This is a genomic window from Natronosalvus amylolyticus, from assembly GCF_024298845.1.
Classification (GTDB): Archaea; Halobacteriota; Halobacteria; order Halobacteriales; family Natrialbaceae; genus Natronosalvus; species Natronosalvus amylolyticus.
On the sequence record NZ_CP101156.1, the window covers coordinates 433,354 to 452,426 of the forward strand.

General features: G+C 60.0%; 15 protein-coding genes. 8 read left to right on the forward strand and 7 right to left on the reverse strand.

The window, feature by feature from the left end; all coding sequences use genetic code 11:
• From NLK60_RS02095 to NLK60_RS02105, 3 genes are all read right to left on the reverse strand, one after another.
• Entirely contained in the window at positions 1–1,800 is a 1,800-nt protein-coding gene (locus NLK60_RS02095; protein WP_254809252.1) for a hydantoinase B/oxoprolinase family protein, read from the reverse strand.
• Complete coding sequence (locus NLK60_RS02100) at positions 1,797–3,899, reverse strand: hydantoinase/oxoprolinase family protein (RefSeq protein WP_254809253.1); 2,103 nt, start codon at positions 3,897–3,899, stop codon at positions 1,797–1,799. The genes NLK60_RS02095 and NLK60_RS02100 overlap by 4 nt, the downstream gene beginning before the upstream one ends.
• A gap of 328 nt (positions 3,900–4,227) precedes the next feature.
• Positions 4,228–4,560, reverse strand: coding sequence for a cupin domain-containing protein (locus NLK60_RS02105; protein WP_254809254.1), 333 nt, complete (start codon positions 4,558–4,560; stop codon positions 4,228–4,230).
• A gap of 186 nt (positions 4,561–4,746) precedes the next feature.
• Between NLK60_RS02105 and NLK60_RS02110 the strand changes: the two genes are divergently transcribed.
• From NLK60_RS02110 to NLK60_RS02135, 6 genes are all read left to right on the forward strand, one after another.
• Positions 4,747–6,786: a hydantoinase/oxoprolinase family protein gene (locus NLK60_RS02110; RefSeq protein ID WP_254809255.1), complete on the forward strand. Its 2,040-nt coding sequence runs from the start codon at positions 4,747–4,749 to the stop codon at positions 6,784–6,786.
• Positions 6,783–8,573: a hydantoinase B/oxoprolinase family protein gene (locus NLK60_RS02115; protein WP_254809256.1), complete on the forward strand. Its 1,791-nt coding sequence runs from the start codon at positions 6,783–6,785 to the stop codon at positions 8,571–8,573. Before NLK60_RS02110 ends, NLK60_RS02115 begins: the two co-directional genes overlap by 4 nt.
• Positions 8,574–9,032: 459 nt before the next feature.
• Positions 9,033–10,259: an RNA-guided endonuclease InsQ/TnpB family protein gene (locus tag NLK60_RS02120; protein WP_254809257.1), complete on the forward strand. Its 1,227-nt coding sequence runs from the start codon at positions 9,033–9,035 to the stop codon at positions 10,257–10,259.
• Between the two features lie 132 nt (positions 10,260–10,391).
• Positions 10,392–10,982 carry a GNAT family N-acetyltransferase gene (locus tag NLK60_RS02125; RefSeq protein WP_254809258.1) on the forward strand — a complete coding sequence of 197 codons (591 nt, stop codon included), beginning with the start codon at positions 10,392–10,394 and terminating at the stop codon, positions 10,980–10,982.
• Between the two features lie 112 nt (positions 10,983–11,094).
• Complete coding sequence (locus tag NLK60_RS02130) at positions 11,095–12,777, forward strand: acyl-CoA mutase large subunit family protein (protein WP_254809259.1); 1,683 nt, start codon at positions 11,095–11,097, stop codon at positions 12,775–12,777.
• Between the two features lie 203 nt (positions 12,778–12,980).
• Positions 12,981–13,961 carry an isocitrate/isopropylmalate dehydrogenase family protein gene (locus NLK60_RS02135; protein WP_254809260.1) on the forward strand — a complete coding sequence of 327 codons (981 nt, stop codon included), beginning with the start codon at positions 12,981–12,983 and terminating at the stop codon, positions 13,959–13,961.
• Positions 13,962–14,122: 161 nt separating this feature from the next.
• On the opposite strand, the gene NLK60_RS02140 is transcribed toward NLK60_RS02135, so the two are convergent.
• Positions 14,123–14,809: a helix-turn-helix domain-containing protein gene (locus tag NLK60_RS02140; protein ID WP_254809261.1), complete on the reverse strand. Its 687-nt coding sequence runs from the start codon at positions 14,807–14,809 to the stop codon at positions 14,123–14,125.
• 169 nt (positions 14,810–14,978) lie between these two features.
• Positions 14,979–16,148: a TIGR04053 family radical SAM/SPASM domain-containing protein gene (locus NLK60_RS02145; protein ID WP_254809262.1), complete on the reverse strand. Its 1,170-nt coding sequence runs from the start codon at positions 16,146–16,148 to the stop codon at positions 14,979–14,981.
• A 126-nt stretch (positions 16,149–16,274) separates the two neighbouring features.
• Here NLK60_RS02145 and NLK60_RS02150 point away from each other — a divergent pair, with 126 nt between their 5' ends.
• A complete protein-coding gene (locus NLK60_RS02150; protein WP_254809263.1) occupies positions 16,275–16,640 on the forward strand; it encodes an Htur_1727 family rSAM-partnered candidate RiPP in 366 nt (121 codons plus the stop codon).
• Positions 16,637–17,842, forward strand: coding sequence for a TIGR04347 family pseudo-SAM/SPASM protein (locus tag NLK60_RS02155; RefSeq protein ID WP_254809264.1), 1,206 nt, complete (start codon positions 16,637–16,639; stop codon positions 17,840–17,842). The genes NLK60_RS02150 and NLK60_RS02155 overlap by 4 nt, the downstream gene beginning before the upstream one ends.
• Positions 17,843–17,961: 119 nt before the next feature.
• Here the strand turns inward: NLK60_RS02155 and NLK60_RS02160 are convergent, their stop codons facing one another.
• The gene (locus tag NLK60_RS02160; protein ID WP_254809265.1) at positions 17,962–18,753 is read right to left on the reverse strand and encodes a hypothetical protein; all 792 of its coding nucleotides are present in this window, start codon (positions 18,751–18,753) and stop codon (positions 17,962–17,964) included.
• Positions 18,754–18,818: 65 nt separating this feature from the next.
• The gene (locus NLK60_RS02165; RefSeq protein WP_254809266.1) at positions 18,819–19,046 is read right to left on the reverse strand and encodes a DUF2249 domain-containing protein; all 228 of its coding nucleotides are present in this window, start codon (positions 19,044–19,046) and stop codon (positions 18,819–18,821) included.
• Between the last annotated feature and the right edge of the window lie 27 nt (positions 19,047–19,073).

The following is a 19,073-nucleotide window of genomic DNA, read 5'->3' on the forward strand; positions in this document are numbered from 1 at the left end:
TTATCTCCTCTCGTGTTCGTTCGCTTCGGTTTCCGTTCGTTTCTCCGCACGCAGCCGTTCAGTCGCCGCGTCGTCTATCTCCCCCGACTCGGTAAGGGCGACACCGTACACCTCTCGAGCGAGTTCCGGAGTGATGTATTCGTCTCGGCAGTCCTCGAGGACCCGTTCGGGCTCACGCTCGAGTGGGTCGCCCCAGCCACCGCCGGAACTGGTGACGAGTCTGGCGGTTTCGCCGTCTTCGAGGGGTTCGTTGGTTAGCTTCGACGCCCGTTCGACGGAGCCGTCGTTTCGCAACAGTTCGATGTAGTTGCCGTCCCCTTTCTCCCCGCCTTCGACACCCCAGGGTGGATACTCCGACCGGCCGAAGGAGGCGGTGATGAAGCCGCCGCTTTCGTTGTACATCGTGTAGTCTTGCACGAGTCCGGTGCCCCCACGGAAGCGGCCGTGACCTGCCTCCTGTGGCGTGTCGAGGGCGAACTGGTCGAACAGCAGTGGAAACCGCGTCTCCATGATTTCGACGGGCATCTCGAGGGTGTCGCCGTCCCCGGCACAGACGAGGACGTCAGCCCCGTCCCTGTCGGCGCAGGCTCCCCACCCGCCGGGTTGCGGTTCGATAACGAGGAAGTCGTCGCCAGTGCGTTCGTCAGTTCCCCCGACGATGGTCGCACAGACGCTCGTGAAATGCCCCGCCGAGAGTTTATCTGGCAACTGTGGGGCAAGTGCCTTCCAGGGGAGTTCGGCCGCCATCGCGGAAGACTCCCAGTCGGTTCCGATTGGTGCCGGTTTGGTAGCATTGAGTACTGTCCCTTCCGGAATAATCACCTCGAGCGGTTCGAAAAAGCCCTCGTTGGTCGGTGCACCCGGGAGCGTAATGGCCTGGAAGAACGACCGGACGTCGCTGATACTCGCGGCGTACGGCGAGTTGATCGGTCCTTCCGTTTCCGGGTCGGTGCCAGTGTAATCGAGGGTGACCGTCTCGTCGGTAATCGTTACCGCACACTCGACGTGGATCGGTTCGTCGGTAATGCCGTCGTCGTCCAGGTAATCCTGGGCGTGATAGGTGCCGTTTGGCAGTTCCTCGACGGCGTCCCGTACCAGATCGTGGCCGTACTCGAGCCACGCGTCGACGGCCACCTCGAGGGTGTCCCAGCCGTACTCTCGAGCGATATCCTGGACGCGTTCGACGCCGACGTCGAGGGAGGCCTTCTGGGCCTGCATGTCTCCGAGCGTCATCTCGGGCATGCGGGTGTTCGCGGCGACGATATCGGCGACGGCTTCGTTCTCGACGCCACCCTCGTAGAGTTTGACCATCGGATACTGTATCCCCTCCTGGAAGACGCTCGTTGCATCAGTCGTCCACGAACCGGGGTCTTTGCCACCGATGTCCGTCCAGTGGGCCTTCGAAGCGAGGAACATGACTGGTTCGTCTCGTCCGTCGTCTTCGAGGAAGACCGGGGCAACCATCGCGACGTCGTTCAGGTGGGTGCCGCCGTGATAGTCGTTGAGCATAATCACGTCGCCGGGTTCGAACCCATCGCGGCCGAACTTCTCGACGGTGTCCGAAACGCAGAATTTCAGCGTTCCGAGAAACCCCGGAACGCCGTTGGCCTGCGCGACGACGTTCCCGTCGATGTCGACGATACCGGTCGCGTAGTCGAGCGTCTCGTAGATGACGCTCGATTTAGCCGTTCGGCCGAGGTTGATAAACGACTCCTCAGCAGCGCTTTGCAAGGCGTTCGTAATGACCTCTCGAGTAAACGGGTCGAGGTCGGTTTTCGGTTCGTTTGTCTGGTGACTCATCGGATTTCCTCCGTGATTCGAACGTTCGCGTACTCGTCGAGTCGGAACTGTTGTCCGGGGTGAACGAGCGTGGTACAGGCCGGTTCTTCGATGATGGCCGGTCCAGTGACCGGTTCGTCGATCGGTATCGAGGCTCGTTCGTACACCGTGGTCTCTTGGGTCCCCTCTCGGTCGAAATCAACTGTGCGAGAACCTTTCCTCGCGTCTTCGAGGGTGCCGTCTCGAGAAACGGGTTCGATCGTCGGCTTGGCCGCTTCCGCCGTCGCGGTGAGGCGAACGTTGACGAGTTCGACCGGGTCGTCGAGCGAGAACGTGTACGCCTGTTCGTGGCGCTCGTGGAATCGGGCTATCGTCGCTCCAATCGCGTCTGCAGTGACCAGCGGTTCGCTCGAGGCAGCCGAAACCGTTCTTTTTGTATCCTCGCTCCCCACCGGAATTGGCGTCTGCACGGTATGTTCCTGACCGGTGTACCGGAGGTCGACGCTCAACTCGAGTGAAACCTTCTCGGGAGGAATGTCTTCCTCGCCAAATTCGGTGACCGCGCGGTCGGCCAGTTCGACAAAGCGTTCGTTCACGGCGGGTGCAGCCTCGCGGTGGAACGGGCGGACCCAGGTCCGCACGTAATCTCGGCGAAGGTCCGTCAGGAGCATCCCCCAGGCGGAGAACTGTCCGGGCGCTCGTGGGATGATGACTTCGTTGACGCCGAGGTCACGCCCCAGGGCGGCGGCGTGCAGGCCGCCTGCCCCACCGCTGGCGACCATCGCGAACTGTCGCGGGTCGTACCCCCGCTGCAGGCTGACCTGCTTCAACGCGTTCGCCATGTTGGAGTTGACGACCCGGAGGATGCCGTGTGCGGTCTCCCGAACCGAGGTACCGAATTCGTCAGCGACTGGCTCGAGGGCGGCTTCGGCCTGGTCGACGTCGAGTTCCATCTCGCCGCCGAGGAAGTACGCGGGATTCAGACGGCCGGTCAACAGATTGACGTCGGTGACCGTCGGGTCGGTGCCACCCTGGCCGTAACAGGCCGGTCCCGGGTCGGCACCCGCGCTTTCCGGGCCAACGTTGATCGAACCGCCCTGGTCCACCCAGGCGATAGACCCGCCGCCGGCCCCGATTTCGACGATATCGACCACGGGAATCTGGAGCGGGTAGCCTTCGTTCTGGCGCGAACTCTCGAGCCAGTATTCCGTGCCGATGTCGACGTCGCCATTCTCGATGAGAGAGGTCTTTGCGGTCGTTCCGCCCATGTCGAAACTGATGACGTTGGGTTCGCCGATGCTCGTACCGACGCGTGCCGCCCCGAAAACACCGCCAACAGGTCCGCTTTCGACCATCTCGATGGGGCTCTGCCGGGCCTGTTCGAAACTACTGGTCCCCGCGTTCGATTTCATGACGTACCGGTTTCCCTCGACCCCGTTCGCATCGAGGTGTGACTCGAGCGTGGTGAGATACTCGTCTGCGATGGGTCGGACGTAGGAGTTGAGAACGGCTGTATTCGTGCGTTCGTACTCACGATACTCGCCGGTCAGTTCGTGTGAGAGCGTGACGTACGCTTCGGGGAATTGTTCGGCGATGATCTCACGGGTCCGCAGTTCGTGTTCCGGGTTCGCGTAGGCGTGCAGATACGCGACGGCTATGGTGTCGATGCCCCGGTCACGAATTTTCGCGACAGCCGTTTCGACGGCCGATTCCGATAGTGAGTCCAGGACGGTTCCTGCCTGGTCGACGCGTTCGTCGACTTCGAACCGGTCACGACGGGGGACGAACGGTTCGGGCTTTTCGTACCGGAAGTTAAACATATCCGGTCGATTGGCCCGCGTAATGTCGAGAACGTCGCGGAACCCACTGGTAGTGATGAGCGCACACCGTTCGCCGTTTCGTTCAGTCACCGCATTGATGACGACCGTGGTTCCATGCACGAACTGATCGATAGCAGACTGGGACAACGAACTCTTCTCGAGGGTCGAAATGACGCCGTTAGCGAAGTTATCCGGTGTCGTAGACGCCTTCTCGAGGGACAGTTCTCCGTCGGTAACGGCGACGAAGTCGGTGAAGGTCCCCCCGATATCGACCGCGACACGGGTGTTGTTCTCTCTCACACCTAGCACACAATACGGCACATCTATTAAACTTTCTGTGCACTAATTTCCTTTTGAGGTTTTATTCTACCACAATTTACAACACATATTACCTAATGAGGTAATTGCTGGCTACGCACGCACACAATGACTATGCTGAGAGTACGCACACAACGACTACATCCAGATACCGACTGTACGCACGACTACATCCAGATACCGACTGTACGCACGACTACATCCAGATGCTGATTGCACGCACACAACGTCCAGACAGGAACCCCGACTACACGAATATACGAGTGAAAGGCCGTCAAAACCAGTGACTGGTAGGCCGAAGCACTCCCTCTCAGAGACCGCCCAGTACGGTGTAGACGAGTCTGCAGGGTTCTTCGCCGGTGTTGACACTGTAATGGGGCGTTCCGGCTTCGATTACCGAGAGGGTTCCTGGCCCTGCTGTGTAGCGTTCGCCGTCAGCGACGAGTTCGACTTCGCCCTCGAGGATCACCGATATTTCGTCGCCTTCGTGGCTGGTCGTTCCGGTTTCGGGAACTCGCTCGCCGGGTTCGATAACGTAACTCCCTGTCTGGACGGATGGGTCGGATGAGTCGTACAGGGCTAGCGGTTCATCGACGCTGTCATCCCACACCGAGTCGAGATGGTGTATGGTAACTGCATCCATGCGTACCTTTGGTACCAGGGTAGAGTAAACCCTTCGGGTATTGCTCTGAACTATCAGACCAACAAAACCGCTAATGGCGAACACATCGTAAATATCGTGTGTCGTTATGTAGCCAAAATCCGTGATTTGTGCATAAATTATATATCCTGTCTCGTCCAGAGCTAGGGTATTGGGAGGAGATACCACGTGACAGAACGACTTGCCGTAGACATTGGCGGAACATTCGTCGATGCGATCAGTTTCGATCGAGACGATCGGGACATCCGCGTCGAAAAAGCATCGACTACGCCGGAGGAACCGGAATCGGGGGTGCTGGCATCGATCGATAAGGTCGGTGCCGACCTCGAGGCGACTGAAGCGTTCGTCCACGGGACGACACTCGGATTGAACGCCGTCCTCGAGCGAGAGGGTGCCACGACGGGCATCATCACCAACGAGGGGTTCCGCGACGTGTACGAGATCGGTCGGACAAACGTCGAACGCCACGCGATGTACGATATTCGCTACGAGAAACCCGAATCTCTCGTTCCACGCCGCCGACGGGTTGGCGTACCGGGTCGACTCGACGCCGACGGCGAGGAAGTCGAACCCCTCGACACCGATGCGGTTCGGGATGCAGCCGAGCGCCTGATCGAAGAACAGGACGTCGACACCATCGCAATCTGTTTCTTACATTCCTATCGAAACCCGGCACACGAGCGTCAGGCTGCCGAGATAATCCGCGAAGCCTACCCCGAGACGAGCGTCTCCATCTCGAGTGACATTACCCGTGAGTACCGCGAGTACGAGCGCACGAGCACCGCCGTAATGGACGCCTACATCAAGCCGATTTTCGGCAGCTACGTGGACGATCTCGAGAGCGAACTCACCCAGAACGGCTTCGACAGTCCGTTTTTCATCACGCGCTCGGGTGGAGGGACGTTGACCGCCGAGAGCGCGACGGATGCACCGGTACACACGATTCTCTCTGGACCGGCGGGTGGGCTCATCGGCGCAGCCCACGTTGGCCGGGAAACCGACCGGGAGGACCTCATCACCGTCGACATGGGTGGGACCAGCCTCGACGCCTGTGTGATCGAAGACGGCACGCCCGCCGTCAAGTACGATTCCCGCCTCGAGCACCAGCCCTTGATGATTCCGGTGTACGACATCCGAACGATCGGTGCCGGCGGCGGTTCCATCGCCTGGCTCGACGGCGAACTGCTCAAAGTTGGCCCGGAAAGCGCGGGCGCAGAGCCTGGCCCCGTCTGTTACGGTCAGGGTGGCACCGAGCCAACCGTTACCGACGCAGCCGTTGCACTCGGCTACATCGACCCCGCAGACTTCCTCGGCGGGGAAATGGAACTCGACGCAGCGGGCGCACGCGAGGCAATCGAATCCGTGCTCGCCGACCCGCTCGAGTCGACCGTTACGGACGTGTCGCGAGGTGTTTTCGACGTCACGCTCGCCAACACCGTCGGCGCAATACGAGAGATCACCATCGAAAAGGGACTGGACCCCCGCGAGTTCTCGATGATGGGCTTCGGCGGAGCAGGTGGCATGTTCGTGCCGTTGCTCGGCCGTGAAATGAACGTCGGGGAAATCGTCATCCCGAACGCACCGTCGGTGTTCTCGGCCTGGGGTATGTTGATGGCAGACGTCGTCTACGACTTCGCCCGAACCAACATCGAGGCGCTCGGCGACCTCTCACTCGAGGATATCGAGACCGTGTTCGACGAACTCGACGAGCAGGCAGTCGAAACCCTCGAGAGCGAAGGATTCACCCACGACGATATCACTCTCAACCACACCCTCGAGATGCGCTATCTCGGCCAGGAACACACCGTCGAAGTCGATGCAAACGGCGTCGAATCGACCGACGAAATCAACGACCGGTTCGAGCGCAAACACGCAGACCGCTACGGTCACGAAATGGCCGACCCGGCCGAAGTCGTTCACCAGCGAGTGCGTGCAGCCGGCCAAAACGATAAACCGCCACTCGAGACGAGCGAAATAGAAGGAGATGCGTCTCCTGACCCCGTCGGAACGCGTGAAGCGTTCTGTTTCGCAGCCCTCGAGGCCGTCGACTTCGCGGTGTACGACCGTGGCGACCTGGTTTCGGGAACTGAGATACAAGGACCAGCCATCGTTCGCGAACCGACGACGACCATCGTCTTCCACTCGGACCAGACGGCGACCGTCGACGAGTATGGACAGTTGCTGATCACTGGAGGTGAAGACCAATGAGCACCACGACGAACGGACCGGACGCGGCGACCGTGGAGGTCGTCAGGAACTACCTCACCTCCGCGGCGACGGAGATGCAACGCACCCTGATCAGGACCGCCTACAACACGATCATCTACGAGATCCTCGATTTCGGCATCTCACTGTACGATCGAGACCGGAACCTCATCGCGGACTCACCCGGACTCGCACTGTTCCTCGGGGCGAACGACTTCGCCCTCGAGAAACTGATCGAGCACGTCGGCGAGGAAAACATGGAACCCGGCGACGTCCTCATCATGAACTATCCCTACTGGAGTTCGACCCACACCCTCGACGTCGGTGTGTTCGCTCCCATCTTCCGGGAAGGAGCCGACGCTGACGCCGACGACAACGAACTGATCGGCTACGCGGCGACCCGCGCTCACTGGCTCGACCTCGGTGCCAAAGACGCGGGCTACGTGCTCGATTCGACTGACGTCCACCAGGAAGGGGTTATCTTCCCCGGGACGAAGGTGTACAAAGGCGGCGAACCCGACGAGGAGGTCCTCGACCTCATCCGGTTCAACTCTCGTATCCCCGATAAGGTCATCGGCGATCTCAACGCACAGATTGCGGCCATTCGAACCGGTAAGCGCCGTCTTCGCGAACTCCACGACAAGTACGGCTCGGAGACGGTCGATTCGTGCATCGACCGTATCCACGATCACGGCGAGCAGACGGCTCGAAACGCCGTTCGCGACCTCCCTGACGGAACGTGGTCCGCGGTCGATCACGCGGACGGATCGACTGGCGAACTGATTCGAATCGAAGTCGAAGTAACCATCGACGGCGAGGAGTTCAGCGTCGACTTTAGCGGGTCGTCCGATCAGGTCGAGGGGCCACTCAATATTCCGCTGGGAATGACCGAGACGGTCTGTAAACTCTGTTTCAAATCGATCACGACACCGACAGAGGTGTCCAATGCGGGTCAGTACGCGCCGCTGTCGGTTCACGCCCCGGAGGGGAACCTGTTCAACGCGAGCTATCCGGCACCGACGTTTACTATCTGGACGGGAATCGTCAGCATCGACGTGGTCTACAAGGCACTCGCCAAGGCACTCCCGGAAACGATTCCGGCCAGTTCGGGCGGCGACCTCAACGACATCATGCTGTACGGCGAGGACCCCGAAACCGGCCGACAGTTCGTCGAGGCGAACAACGACGCCGTCGGCTGGGGAGCGACGAACGACCACGACGGGGCCAACGCTGTCATGCACATCAGCGAGACGATGGTCCAGAACATCCCCGTCGAAGTTTTCGAGAACAAAGCGCCCATCTCGTTCGACGAACTCTCGTTGCGAACCGACTCGGGCGGCGCTGGAGAATACCGCGGCGGCCTCGGGTTGCGTCGCGACTTCCGCATCGAACATCCGGTCGGCGCGCTCTCGATCATCCAGAAAACCAAGAAACCCGGCTGGGGAATCGACGGCGGGAAACCCGGGGCGAAAAACGGAATCGTCCTCGACCTCGCCGACGACGCCGACGAGCGAGTCCAGATACTCGTCGACAATACCGACCTGTACAACGACGGCAACACCTGGGCGGGGTTCTTCCGCGGAAACTTCGCCCCCGGCGAAGTCATCTCGAACCGCACCGGCGGCGGTGGCGGCTACGGCGACCCATACGACCGCGACCCCGAAGCCGTCCTCGAGGACGTCAAAGACGGCTACGTCTCGCGGGCGGCCGCCGAAAACGAGTACGGCGTCGTCATTACCGACGACCTCGAGATCAACGCGGAGGCGACTCGAGAACACCGAACATCGTAATCTGCCGGTGACGACCGGTCTCTGCAACTGACCGTTCGAACCGGCTCCACACCGTGTCACGCACCGCGCGTTGCGCACCGACGGATCGTCGGCGACCATTCGGTCGCTTCGTGGGGTGATCGGCAGCAGCAACCACCACCTTCACCACCATCAGGCTGCCAACCCATCCTGCCAGGTTCCCGGTGTCGCAACCGCATCTGTATAGTAGCCAGCGAACGTCAGTGCACACCCGCTCGCAAGCGGATGTCACAGTTGGTGTGTCAATATTTCACTGGCTACTATATTCCATCTTCTTCGATTGTGACGCACAATTCGTCCACGCGTTCTATAGGCGGTGCAGGACGAGAACCCCGACCCTTGAGGTCGGGGGTGAAGTCCGTCACGGGATGACGCTATCCACGTGCCGCGACTCCACGCCTAATATGAACGTTTAAATAATATTTGCTCGATTTATAGGGTATGACTGTCGTCAGGAACATCCAAGTCAAACTCGACATCCCCGAGGAACATCACTCGGTAGTGGATGCCACGTTTGAGGAATTCCAACGAGTCACCGAACCCGTCATCGACTACGGCTGGAGCGACAACCCTGACGACATCATCATCAACAAAAACCAACTCAACGAAGCCACCTACCACGACATCCGCGAAACTAGCCCACTCACAGGTGGACACGTCCAATCGGCCCGGAACCTCGCAGCCAACGCCCTCTCGAACTGTAAGGACTTGCTTGAAGACAATAAGAACACGAGCAAACCAGAGTTCAAAGGCACGGTCGTCACGTACAACTCAAACACGATAACGTACAACGACGACCACTGCACACTCTCCACAGTGGACGGGAGAATCCGTGCAGAGTACGTCTTCCCACACGACGACGAGGGAACACCGTTCGAGGAGTACTGGGACGACGAAGAGTGGGAGAAGCGAGAAGCCACGCTCCACAAGCGCGATGGTGAATACTACCTCCACGTTGCCGTTGAACAAGTAGCCAACACTGATTCTAGCGACGAGCAGACCGAGAACGGAGTGGTTCTCGGCGTAGACCTCAACGTGGATGGCTACCTGGCCGTCACCAGCACGGGAGCATTCCTTGGAAACGCGGACGAACTCAACCACAAGCGTGGCGAGTACGAACGTCGTCGTGGACACTTGCAACAGACTGGGACGCGCTCGGCGCACCTTACTATCCAGTCAATCGGGGACAGGTTTGCCGAGTGGAGTCGCCATCGTCTGCACGACGTGTCGAACGGCATCGTTCGAGAGGCGGTTGAGAATGAGTGTACGCATATCGCGTTCGAGCGATTAACGTGGATTTGGACTCGCATCTCGAACGCGTCTAAGTTCCAGCAGTGGGCGTTCCGAGAGATTCAGCGACAGGTCGAGTATAAGGCCGAAGCGCACGGTATCGAAGTGGATACCGTGGCTCCGCAGTACACGTCACAGCGGTGTAGCCACGGTGAATGTGGGTTCACACACGAGGATAACCGTGATGGTGACGAGTTCGAGTGTCTGAAGTGTGGGAAGGAACTGCACGCGGATTACAACGCTGCGCGGAACGTCGCGTGGCGTCTTGTCCAGAACTGGCTCAAGTCTGGGTCTGGACGGGCTACCAGTCAACTAGCCCTGAAGTCAGGAACCGTGAACGCGAATGGTCGTTTTAGACCTGCTGCACTCAGCAGTTAGAGCTGGAGTTCACTGACAAGCCCCGACCCTTGAGGTCGGGGTTGTTGACCTCGTAATCAGTCGCCGACTGTACACGTCCGAACCGATGCCAGCCCACAAACGCTTTTGACCGCGGGGACCGTATTTCGAATCATGTACGTACGGGACGCGAAAAACCGTGAAGAGGTCTGGCTTCTCGACCACATCGAGGCGATGGGACTCGACGATACGGCGTTCCGTTCACGGGATTACGTCGTTGCCATCGACGAAACGTCGGGAGCGAAAGCCGGCTTTGGTCGTATCCGTCTCCACAAACCCGAAGATGGCGACGACGTGTGTGAGTTGACGAGTATCGGCGTCCTCGAGGAGTGGCGCGGACAGGGAGTCGGCGCACACGTCATCGAACGGCTGATCGAGTACGCCGGTGACGAAGGGTTCGAGACGGTATACACGCTCACTGGCGAAGGTGCCTACCTCGCACAGTTCGGGTTCGAACGCATCGACGAATCGCAGTTACCGTCGGTGTTGCAAGACCGTCTCGCAGCGAAACGAAACGGAACGGATTCCGATGCCGTACCGCTCGCTATCGATACCGACGAGTTCCGAATGCGCCAGGCGTTACGAGACGCTTTCAAACAGGCTAGCGAGGGCGGTGAAACCGATGGTGCGGATGAGGATACGCCGGAAGACTTCGGTATCGATCCGGACACGGCGACATACAAGTACGATACTGGACGGCACTGACTCCCGTCGTTTTTGTCCACGCCGTTTGTCAGGAGAGATCGCGAACTCGCGTGGCTCGGCCACCGAACCGGTTTGTCAAGCTTCAAGCCACAGGAAACCGTTTCCAACAATAATGTTCGATTCCGACGACCTCGAGGCCATCCGAGAAGACAAAGGGCGGTGGCACGAGAGCAAGGTCGAGCCGGTAATAGATCGGTTTGGCGAACGAAAAGACACTTTTACCACGGATACTGGCGGGCAGGAGGTCGATCGTCTCTACACGCCGGATGACGTCGGCGATATCGACTACGGGGACGACATCGGATTCCCGGGGGAGCCGCCGTACACGCGGGGGGTATACTCGACGGGCTACCGGGGTCGACTGTGGACGATGCGTCAGTACGCCGGCTTTTCGACGCCCGAGGATACGAACGAGCGATTTCACTACCTGCTCGATCAGGGCCAGACGGGGCTGTCGATGGCGTTCGATTTGCCGACCCAGATGGGGTACGACTCGGACGCCGCGATGTCCGCAGGTGAGGTGGGAAAAGCGGGTGTGGCAATCGACTCTCTCGATGACATGGAGACGGTATTCGATGGCATCCCACTCGACGAAGTGTCCACGAGCATGACGATCAACGCCCCTGCGTCGGTGCTTTTGGCGATGTACATCGCCGTCGGTGACCGACAAGGTGTCGACCGCGAGACGCTTCGCGGGACGATCCAGAACGACCTGCTGAAAGAGTACATCGCCCGAAACACCTACATCTACCCACCGGAGCCATCGATGCGGATCATCACCGATATTTTCGAGTTCTGTGCAGCGGAAGTCCCCAAGTTCAACACCATCTCGATCTCTGGCTATCACATCCGCGAGGCAGGGGCGACCGCCGCTCAAGAACTCGCCTTCACGCTCGGGAACGGCCTCGAGTACGTCGAAGCAGCCATCGACGCGGGACTCGACGTCGATGACTTCGCCCCTCAGCTATCGTTTTTCTTCAACGGGCACAACAACATCTTCGAGGAAGTGGCGAAGTTCCGCGCGGCTCGCCGGATGTGGCACGACATGATGGACGAGCGCTTCGACGCACAAAATCCCAAATCAAAACAGCTCAAGTTCCACACACAGACGGCCGGCTCGATGCTCACCGCCCAGCAGATCGAAAACAACGTCGTTCGCGTGGCCTATCAGGCGCTAGCGGCCGTTCTCGGTGGCACGCAGTCACTCCATACTAACGGCAAAGACGAGGCGCTGGCGTTGCCGACCGAGGAGTCCGTTCGGACAGCACTCCGAACCCAGCAAATCCTCGCTCACGAGTCCGGAGCGGCTGATACGGTCGACCCACTCGCCGGAAGCTACTACGTCGAAAGCCTCACCGACCAGGTCGAAGCCGAGGCGTACGATCTCCTCGAGGAAGTCGACGAACGCGGTGGGATGCGAGAGGCAATCGAGAGTCAGTGGGTCCAGCGACAGATCCAGGATACGGCGTTCGACCGCCAGCGAGAAATCGAAGACGTGGACCGAATCATCGTCGGCGTCAACGAGTTCGAAGTCGACGAGGATCCGGAGATGGACGTACAGGAGGTTACCGAAGCGGACGAGCGTCGCCAGATCCGACGCCTCGAGTCCACACGGGAGGAACGCGACGAAGAGACCGTCGACGCGAAACTCGAGGCCCTCCGGACGGCAACCAACGAAGACGAGAACCTGATGCCGTACATCATCGACGCGGTCAAAGCGTACGCGACGGTTGGCGAGATTAGCGGGGTCATGCGTGAGGAGTTCGGCGAATACACGCCCGGTAGTGCAGTCTAGCGGTTCGTCACGTTTGAACGCGAATCTCGAGTCGATGGCCGAAACGGAGTACGGGACCTCGAGCAGATGACTGTACGGGGGCACGGTCTGTCCGAACCGAGCGACTCGAACGGAACGAGGTACGCACGTTCCCTCGCGCCACGGTGGTTCGCAGAACTGTCACCACCGACACGCTCTTTTCGCTTCCGGGGAGAGGTAGGATAATGTCACACGAAATCGCCGTGATTCCCGGCGACGGCATCGGTCAGGAAGTCACCCCAGCAGCCGTTTCGGTCCTCGAGTCGTTCGACATCGACTTCGAGTTCGTCGAGGCAGCTGCCGGTGACGCCGTCGAAGCGGAGGGAGGGACGGCGCTACCGGAGGAGACGTACGAACTGGCAGCCACTACCGATGCAACCCTCTTTGGTGCTGCCGGCGAGAGCGCGGCTGACGTGATTTTGCCGCTTCGGGAGGCCGTCGACTCGTTCGTCAACGTGCGCCCAGCGAGAGCGTACCCCGGCGTCGACGCGTTGCGCCCCGAAACCGATCTCGTCTTTTTACGCGAGAACACCGAAGGTGTCTACTCCGGCCACGAAACCCGACTGAGCGACGACCTCTCGACGCTGACGCGAGTTGTGACCGATTCGGCGTCGAAACGGCTGGCAACCTTCGCGTGCGCCTACGTGAGCGACCGCGACCTCGAAGGCTTTACCGTCGCCCACAAGGCTAACGTGATGCGTGAAACCGACGGTCGATTCCGCGACGCTGTCGTCGACGTCGCCCACGATCACGGTGTCGAAACCGATGAGGTACTGATGGACGCCTTCGCCACGCACGTCTGTCTCGACCCGACCCAGTTCGAGGTCGTCGTTTGTCCAAACCTCGCCGGAGACGTGTTGTCTGATCTCGCTGCTGGCCTCGTTGGTGGCCTCGGATTGCTCCCAAGCGCAAACATCGGCCCCGACCGGGCCCTGTTCGAACCGGTTCACGGCACCGCACCCGACATCGCCGGAAAAGGGGTTGCGAACCCGTCCGCAGCGATCCTTTCGGCGGCTATGTTGCTCGAGTATCTCGGCTACGACGAGGAAGCCGATGCTATCCAGACGGCTGTCGAATCGGTCCTCGAGGACGGTCCACGAACGGGAGATCTCGGTGGTGAGGCTTCGACCGACGAGATGACGGCGGCGATTATCGACGCGCTGTAGGCGTCTCCCGGTTCCGTAACGGGTCGAGAGGGGGTGGGCAGTTCACAGAGCGAACATGCAGTCATTCTCATCTCTAGCGTGGGCGAGTTTGGCGGTAGCAGTGGTGCCGAATATGTTCCCCTATTCGATCCAGGGACGGTTTTGGACGAGGTGTTGCACCGTCAGGCCTCCATCGTGCCGGTTTCGGATTCGAGTACCGCGCCGACCAGCTTTCGCTGGCCGACGGCGAGATGCTCGCTGAAGGTCGACCGCGCGATATCGAGGGCTTCAGCTACCTCGCCGGCGTTCGCGTCTCGAGGGTAGTTGAAATAGCCCATTTCGATAGCCGTCTCGAGGACCTCTCGCTGTCTGTCGGTCAGCCCGAGCGCCTCGAGGGGGACATCGTCGACGATGGTTCCCGCATTGCCTGCGTGCTGTAACCGTTTCACGTGAACGCCGTCAAAGCGGTCCCGAAGGGTCGAGATAAGCAACCGCAACTGGTCGACCGAGGGAACGTAACACGTGACGGCCAGCACACCGTCGAACGCGTGAATGTCGGACACCGGCCAGCCGAAGCCTTCGATACAGGCACAGACACAGGTCACATCGGGGTCTCTCGAGAACCGGTAGACTGCCCGGTTTTCGTCGGTAAATATCTTCGACCCGGTTTCGAGACCGGCCGCCACTCGAGTCGACTGGTCGATACTGTCAGTTGCTACTGTGAACTCCTCTGTGAGGTCCCCGCGTTCGTTTCGCTCGGTCGAACGGGTTACCGAGGGGACGGTAAGGTCGTTTTCTGCCGAGACTCGAGCGACCGGACAGTCACCTGGGTCGGCGATTTCGATAGTCGTCCGAATCGATCCGTCCATAGGCGGGCCTCGATGGGGAATGCCATAGAATCGGTCGTGAACACGTTCGTCTCGAGGATATATGGATCCGTGTCTGAACTGCGGGCTCTATGCTTGCGCGTGGCTTTGCTACGGCGATTGGGGGTGCCTGAGCACGGCGATTGGCGGGACGTGCGTACGCTTGTACCAACTAGTCCGCGTCTGTCAATGCCGTCGGGCCGCTCGGCGGTGTCGGTGGCTGTGTCGTATCATTCCAGGGGAGCGGGCCATCGTAACCCTCCGTCACGTACGGACAGAGGGGGTCGCTGGCGAGCGGGTCGTCGAAGTAGGCGAACGCTCGAGAGCGACTGCCGCCGCAGACGTGTCGGTATTCGCAGGCTCCGCACTTGCCGGTGAGTTGGTCACGGTCGCGAAGCGAGCGAAAGAGGTCGCTATCGCGGTACAGTTCGGTGACCGATTGTTTGCGAACGTTGCCGGCCGATTTTGGGAGAAATCCGGAAGGAAACACCTCACCAGTATGGCTCACGAACGCAAAGCCGTCGCCGGCGACGATGCCACGCCGGCGTCGGAGACCCGCCGCGTGGTCATCCCCTGTGGTGGCAGGACCATCGTCACTCGCGTTTCGTTCGTGCTGGAGACACACCCGTCGATACTGGGGGGCTTCCGTCGTCTTGACGCCGAACGGTTCGGTTTCACTCACCGTTCGCAACCAGTCCATCACCGCGTCGGCCTTTTCGGGTGCGAGCGGCTCGAGGATCCGTCCTCTCCCGATTGGAACCAGGAAGAACACGCTCCACATGACGACGCCTAGCTCGCACAACAACTCCCGAATCGCCGGCAGTTCATCGACGGTCTGACCACAGACGGTGGTATTGATCTGGACGGGAAGGCCGGCAGCGTTCGCGACCTCGATGGCTCGGACGGTCTCCTCGAAACTACCAGCTTCGCCACGAAACGCGTCGTGGCTCTCGGCGCTCGCGCCGTCGAGACTCAGCGCCATACGCCTGAGTCCGGCGTCGGCGAGGGCGTCGATTCGTTCGCGTGTCAACGATCCGGTGCCACTGGGTGTAATCGTCATCCGATGGCCGAGTTCCGTGCCGTACTCGATCAACGTCACTACGTCGTCACGGACGAGCGGGTCGCCACCGGAGAGCACGACTAACTGTCCATCACCGAACTCGCGGGCGTCCTCGAGCAGTCCTTTCCCTTGGGCGGTGGTGAGTTCCTGCGGATGGCACTGTGGCCGGGCATTTGCGCGACAGTGGTTACAGGCGAGACCACAGGCCTGCGTGAGTTCCCAGATAAGGACGAGGGGCCGTTCGGCGGTATCGAGTCGGCGCGACCCTGGTGGCGCTGGCATAGCTGTGTATGGCTCTCCAAAGCCCCATCCAATAGGAATTTTGCTCGTTCCCACTGGGCAGGAATTACACTGAAGTATTCGCCACGACGGCTTTATCATTCGATTACCCAGCGTTCAATGAAACCAATGGTCGAACACGCACATCGTTCGAAAGTGGCAGGGAATCGACGTGGAACACCGCTCCCCCAGTGGGAGGTGTTCCTTCGAGACGAGCGGACGGAGCCGTTACGACACGTCGGGAGCGTGGCTGCAAGTAGCGCCGACGGAGCCGTCGAGCACGCTGCAGCGCTGTTCGACTGGCACGCCGCAGACCTCTGGGTCTGCCCGGCAGAGAGCGTCGAACGATACTCCTCGCGTCCCCTCTCGACCGAAACGGACTCGAGCAAGCCATCCAAACCTGGGTGTTCACCCTCGAAAAACGATTCGTCATCGAAGAAGGAACCGGAAGGCGACGAGCCGACAACCGGGTCAACAGTGGGGAACCATTCGTGATCTCGATCAGTAAACTGCTCTGTGACCTCGACGCGGAGGGTGATGGCCTTCGATACGACGCTGCGGAGGCTTCGAGCAAGCCCCAGATCACTAGCGAGAAACAGCGACGGCCAGTCGTCGTGTGGAACGCTACCCGGCGGTGTAATCTCGCCTGTTCACACTGTTATGCAGCCGCCGAAACGGAGCCAGCCCCGGGGGAGTTCACGACGACTGAGGCACGTCGGTTCCTCGAGCAACTGGCCCACTACGACGTTCCGGTCGTCCTCTTTTCGGGTGGTGAGCCATTAGCTCGAGGCGACGTGATCGAACTGGTCGAGTACGCGGCCGACCTGGGGCTTCGACCGGTGCTGTCGACGAACGGCACACTCCTTACTCGCGAACGGGCACTGGCACTCAAAGACGCAGGCCTGCAGTATGCGGGCGTCTCCGTCGACGGGCTGCCGGAGCGAAACGACGCCTTTCGGGGCAAGGAGGGCGCGTTCGACGCCGCCGTCCGCGGCATCGAGGCCTGTCTCGACGTCGGCCTGAAAACGGGCCTTCGCTATACCATCACCGAAGCCAACGCGCCAGATCTCGAGGGCGTAATCGACCTGCTCGCCGACGTCGGCGTCGACCGGTTCTGTTTCTATCACCTCGATTACGGCGGCCGTGGAGCTGACATCACCGACATTGACCTGTCGCCACAGGCCAAACGCGACGCCGTCGAACGGCTCTGTGATCTGACCCTCGAATATCACGACCGTGGCGAAGAGATCGAAACCCTGCTCGTGGGTAATTACGCCGACGCCGGTTTTCTCGTTGAGTACGCCCGCGACCGTTTCGGCCCGGAGAAGGCCGATGCCGTCTACCGGCATCTACAGAAAAACGGCGGGGACCCCACGGGTGAGCGAATTGCGGACGTCGATTACGAAGGGAACGTGCACCTTACGCAGTTCTGGCAGGGCTACAGCCTCGGTAACGTCCGGGACCGACCCTTCGGGGAAATATGGGACGACGAGACGAATCCGCTACTCAGGGCGCTTCGCAACCGGGAATCACATCTCACCGGCAAATGTGCGGACTGTCAGTACCTGTCGATCTGTCGGGGTGGATCACGGCTACGGGCACTGGCGACCGAAGGCGAACTGTTTGCACCGGACCCGCAGTGTTATCTCGAGGAGCGAGAAATTCGAGGCGGCAAAGCGGTCTCGAACGCCGATTAAGTCGGTGAGATGGCGACTGCTGGGACATCGAACGATGCACTTCGAGCGAACGAGTTCTACACGTCAACTATCGCCATTATCTCAGCTATCGAACAACGATAAAAAGTGACCGAGGGTTCCTATGCTGCGTAGAATCCGCACTGTGAGAGATCGGTGTACTCGCGGGTCGTCGCCATGACTGCGCTCAGGCTTCCGTCGTCGAGGTCAACCGTTCGCCAGTCTCCGCCGTTGGCATTGTGCGCCCACAACGTCCCGTCGTCGTCGAAGGCGATCTGTGAACGGACTGCAAAGGCCGTTCGGTCGGTGGAGGCAACGATTTGTTGCTGGTCGGTCAGATCGGTGAGGTCGACACTGAAGAAGTTCGAACCGGACTCGTTCGTCCTGGTCGTACTCACGTAGAGGATATCGTTCTCCCTGTCGATAGCAAGATCCCCGAGACCCACACCAGACCAATCCAGTTCGGTAACGGTGGTGGTGCTCACGGTACCGCCGCTGATATCCGCGGCCATCAGCGTACTTCCACCGTTCGGGATATACAGATACTCGGCGGTATCGTTCCGGAAGGCGGCACCTGCGATTGATTCGCCGTTTGGCGTGATTACCCCGTACTCCTCGATGCCGAAGGCCCCGTCCTCGTTCATCGTTTTGAGGACGCCGGTGTCCTCTGCAAAGTACCACACGTCGTTATCGTCGTCGAATGCGAGACCGTTCGGATAGTTCGAATCCGAGCTGTCGTCGGGAATCGCCCCGACCGACTGTTCCACAATTTGTCCTGATCCCGCGTCGTATCGGATACTGACAATCTCCGTCGGATCGGATCGTGACGTTCCGTAGAACGGACACTGTGGAAGCGGATCGTCGTCCGCTTCGACGAGACAGAACTGAAGGTGAGGGTGTGTAATGACCTTCAATAGCTACTATAGTGCACGGGAACCCGTATTCATCAAAACCGTCGGAAAGCGGATTTGTATCCGTATCAGGCGTGCTCGATCACGACGTGCCACTCGTCGGGTTCGACCTCGGTCGGCTCGTAGCTGAACCCGCGTTGTTTGAGGATGTTGTACAGCGGTTCGGGCTCGAAGCTATTGATCAAGAGGAACGTTTCGTCGGCCTCGAGCGCGTCGAGTTCGTCCATAATCGGGGAGAAGGGCTCGCCGTCGACCTCACGGGCGTCGAGTACGCGATCAGCGTCTTTTATCCTCATTACCGACTCATTTGTGCGACTCGGTTG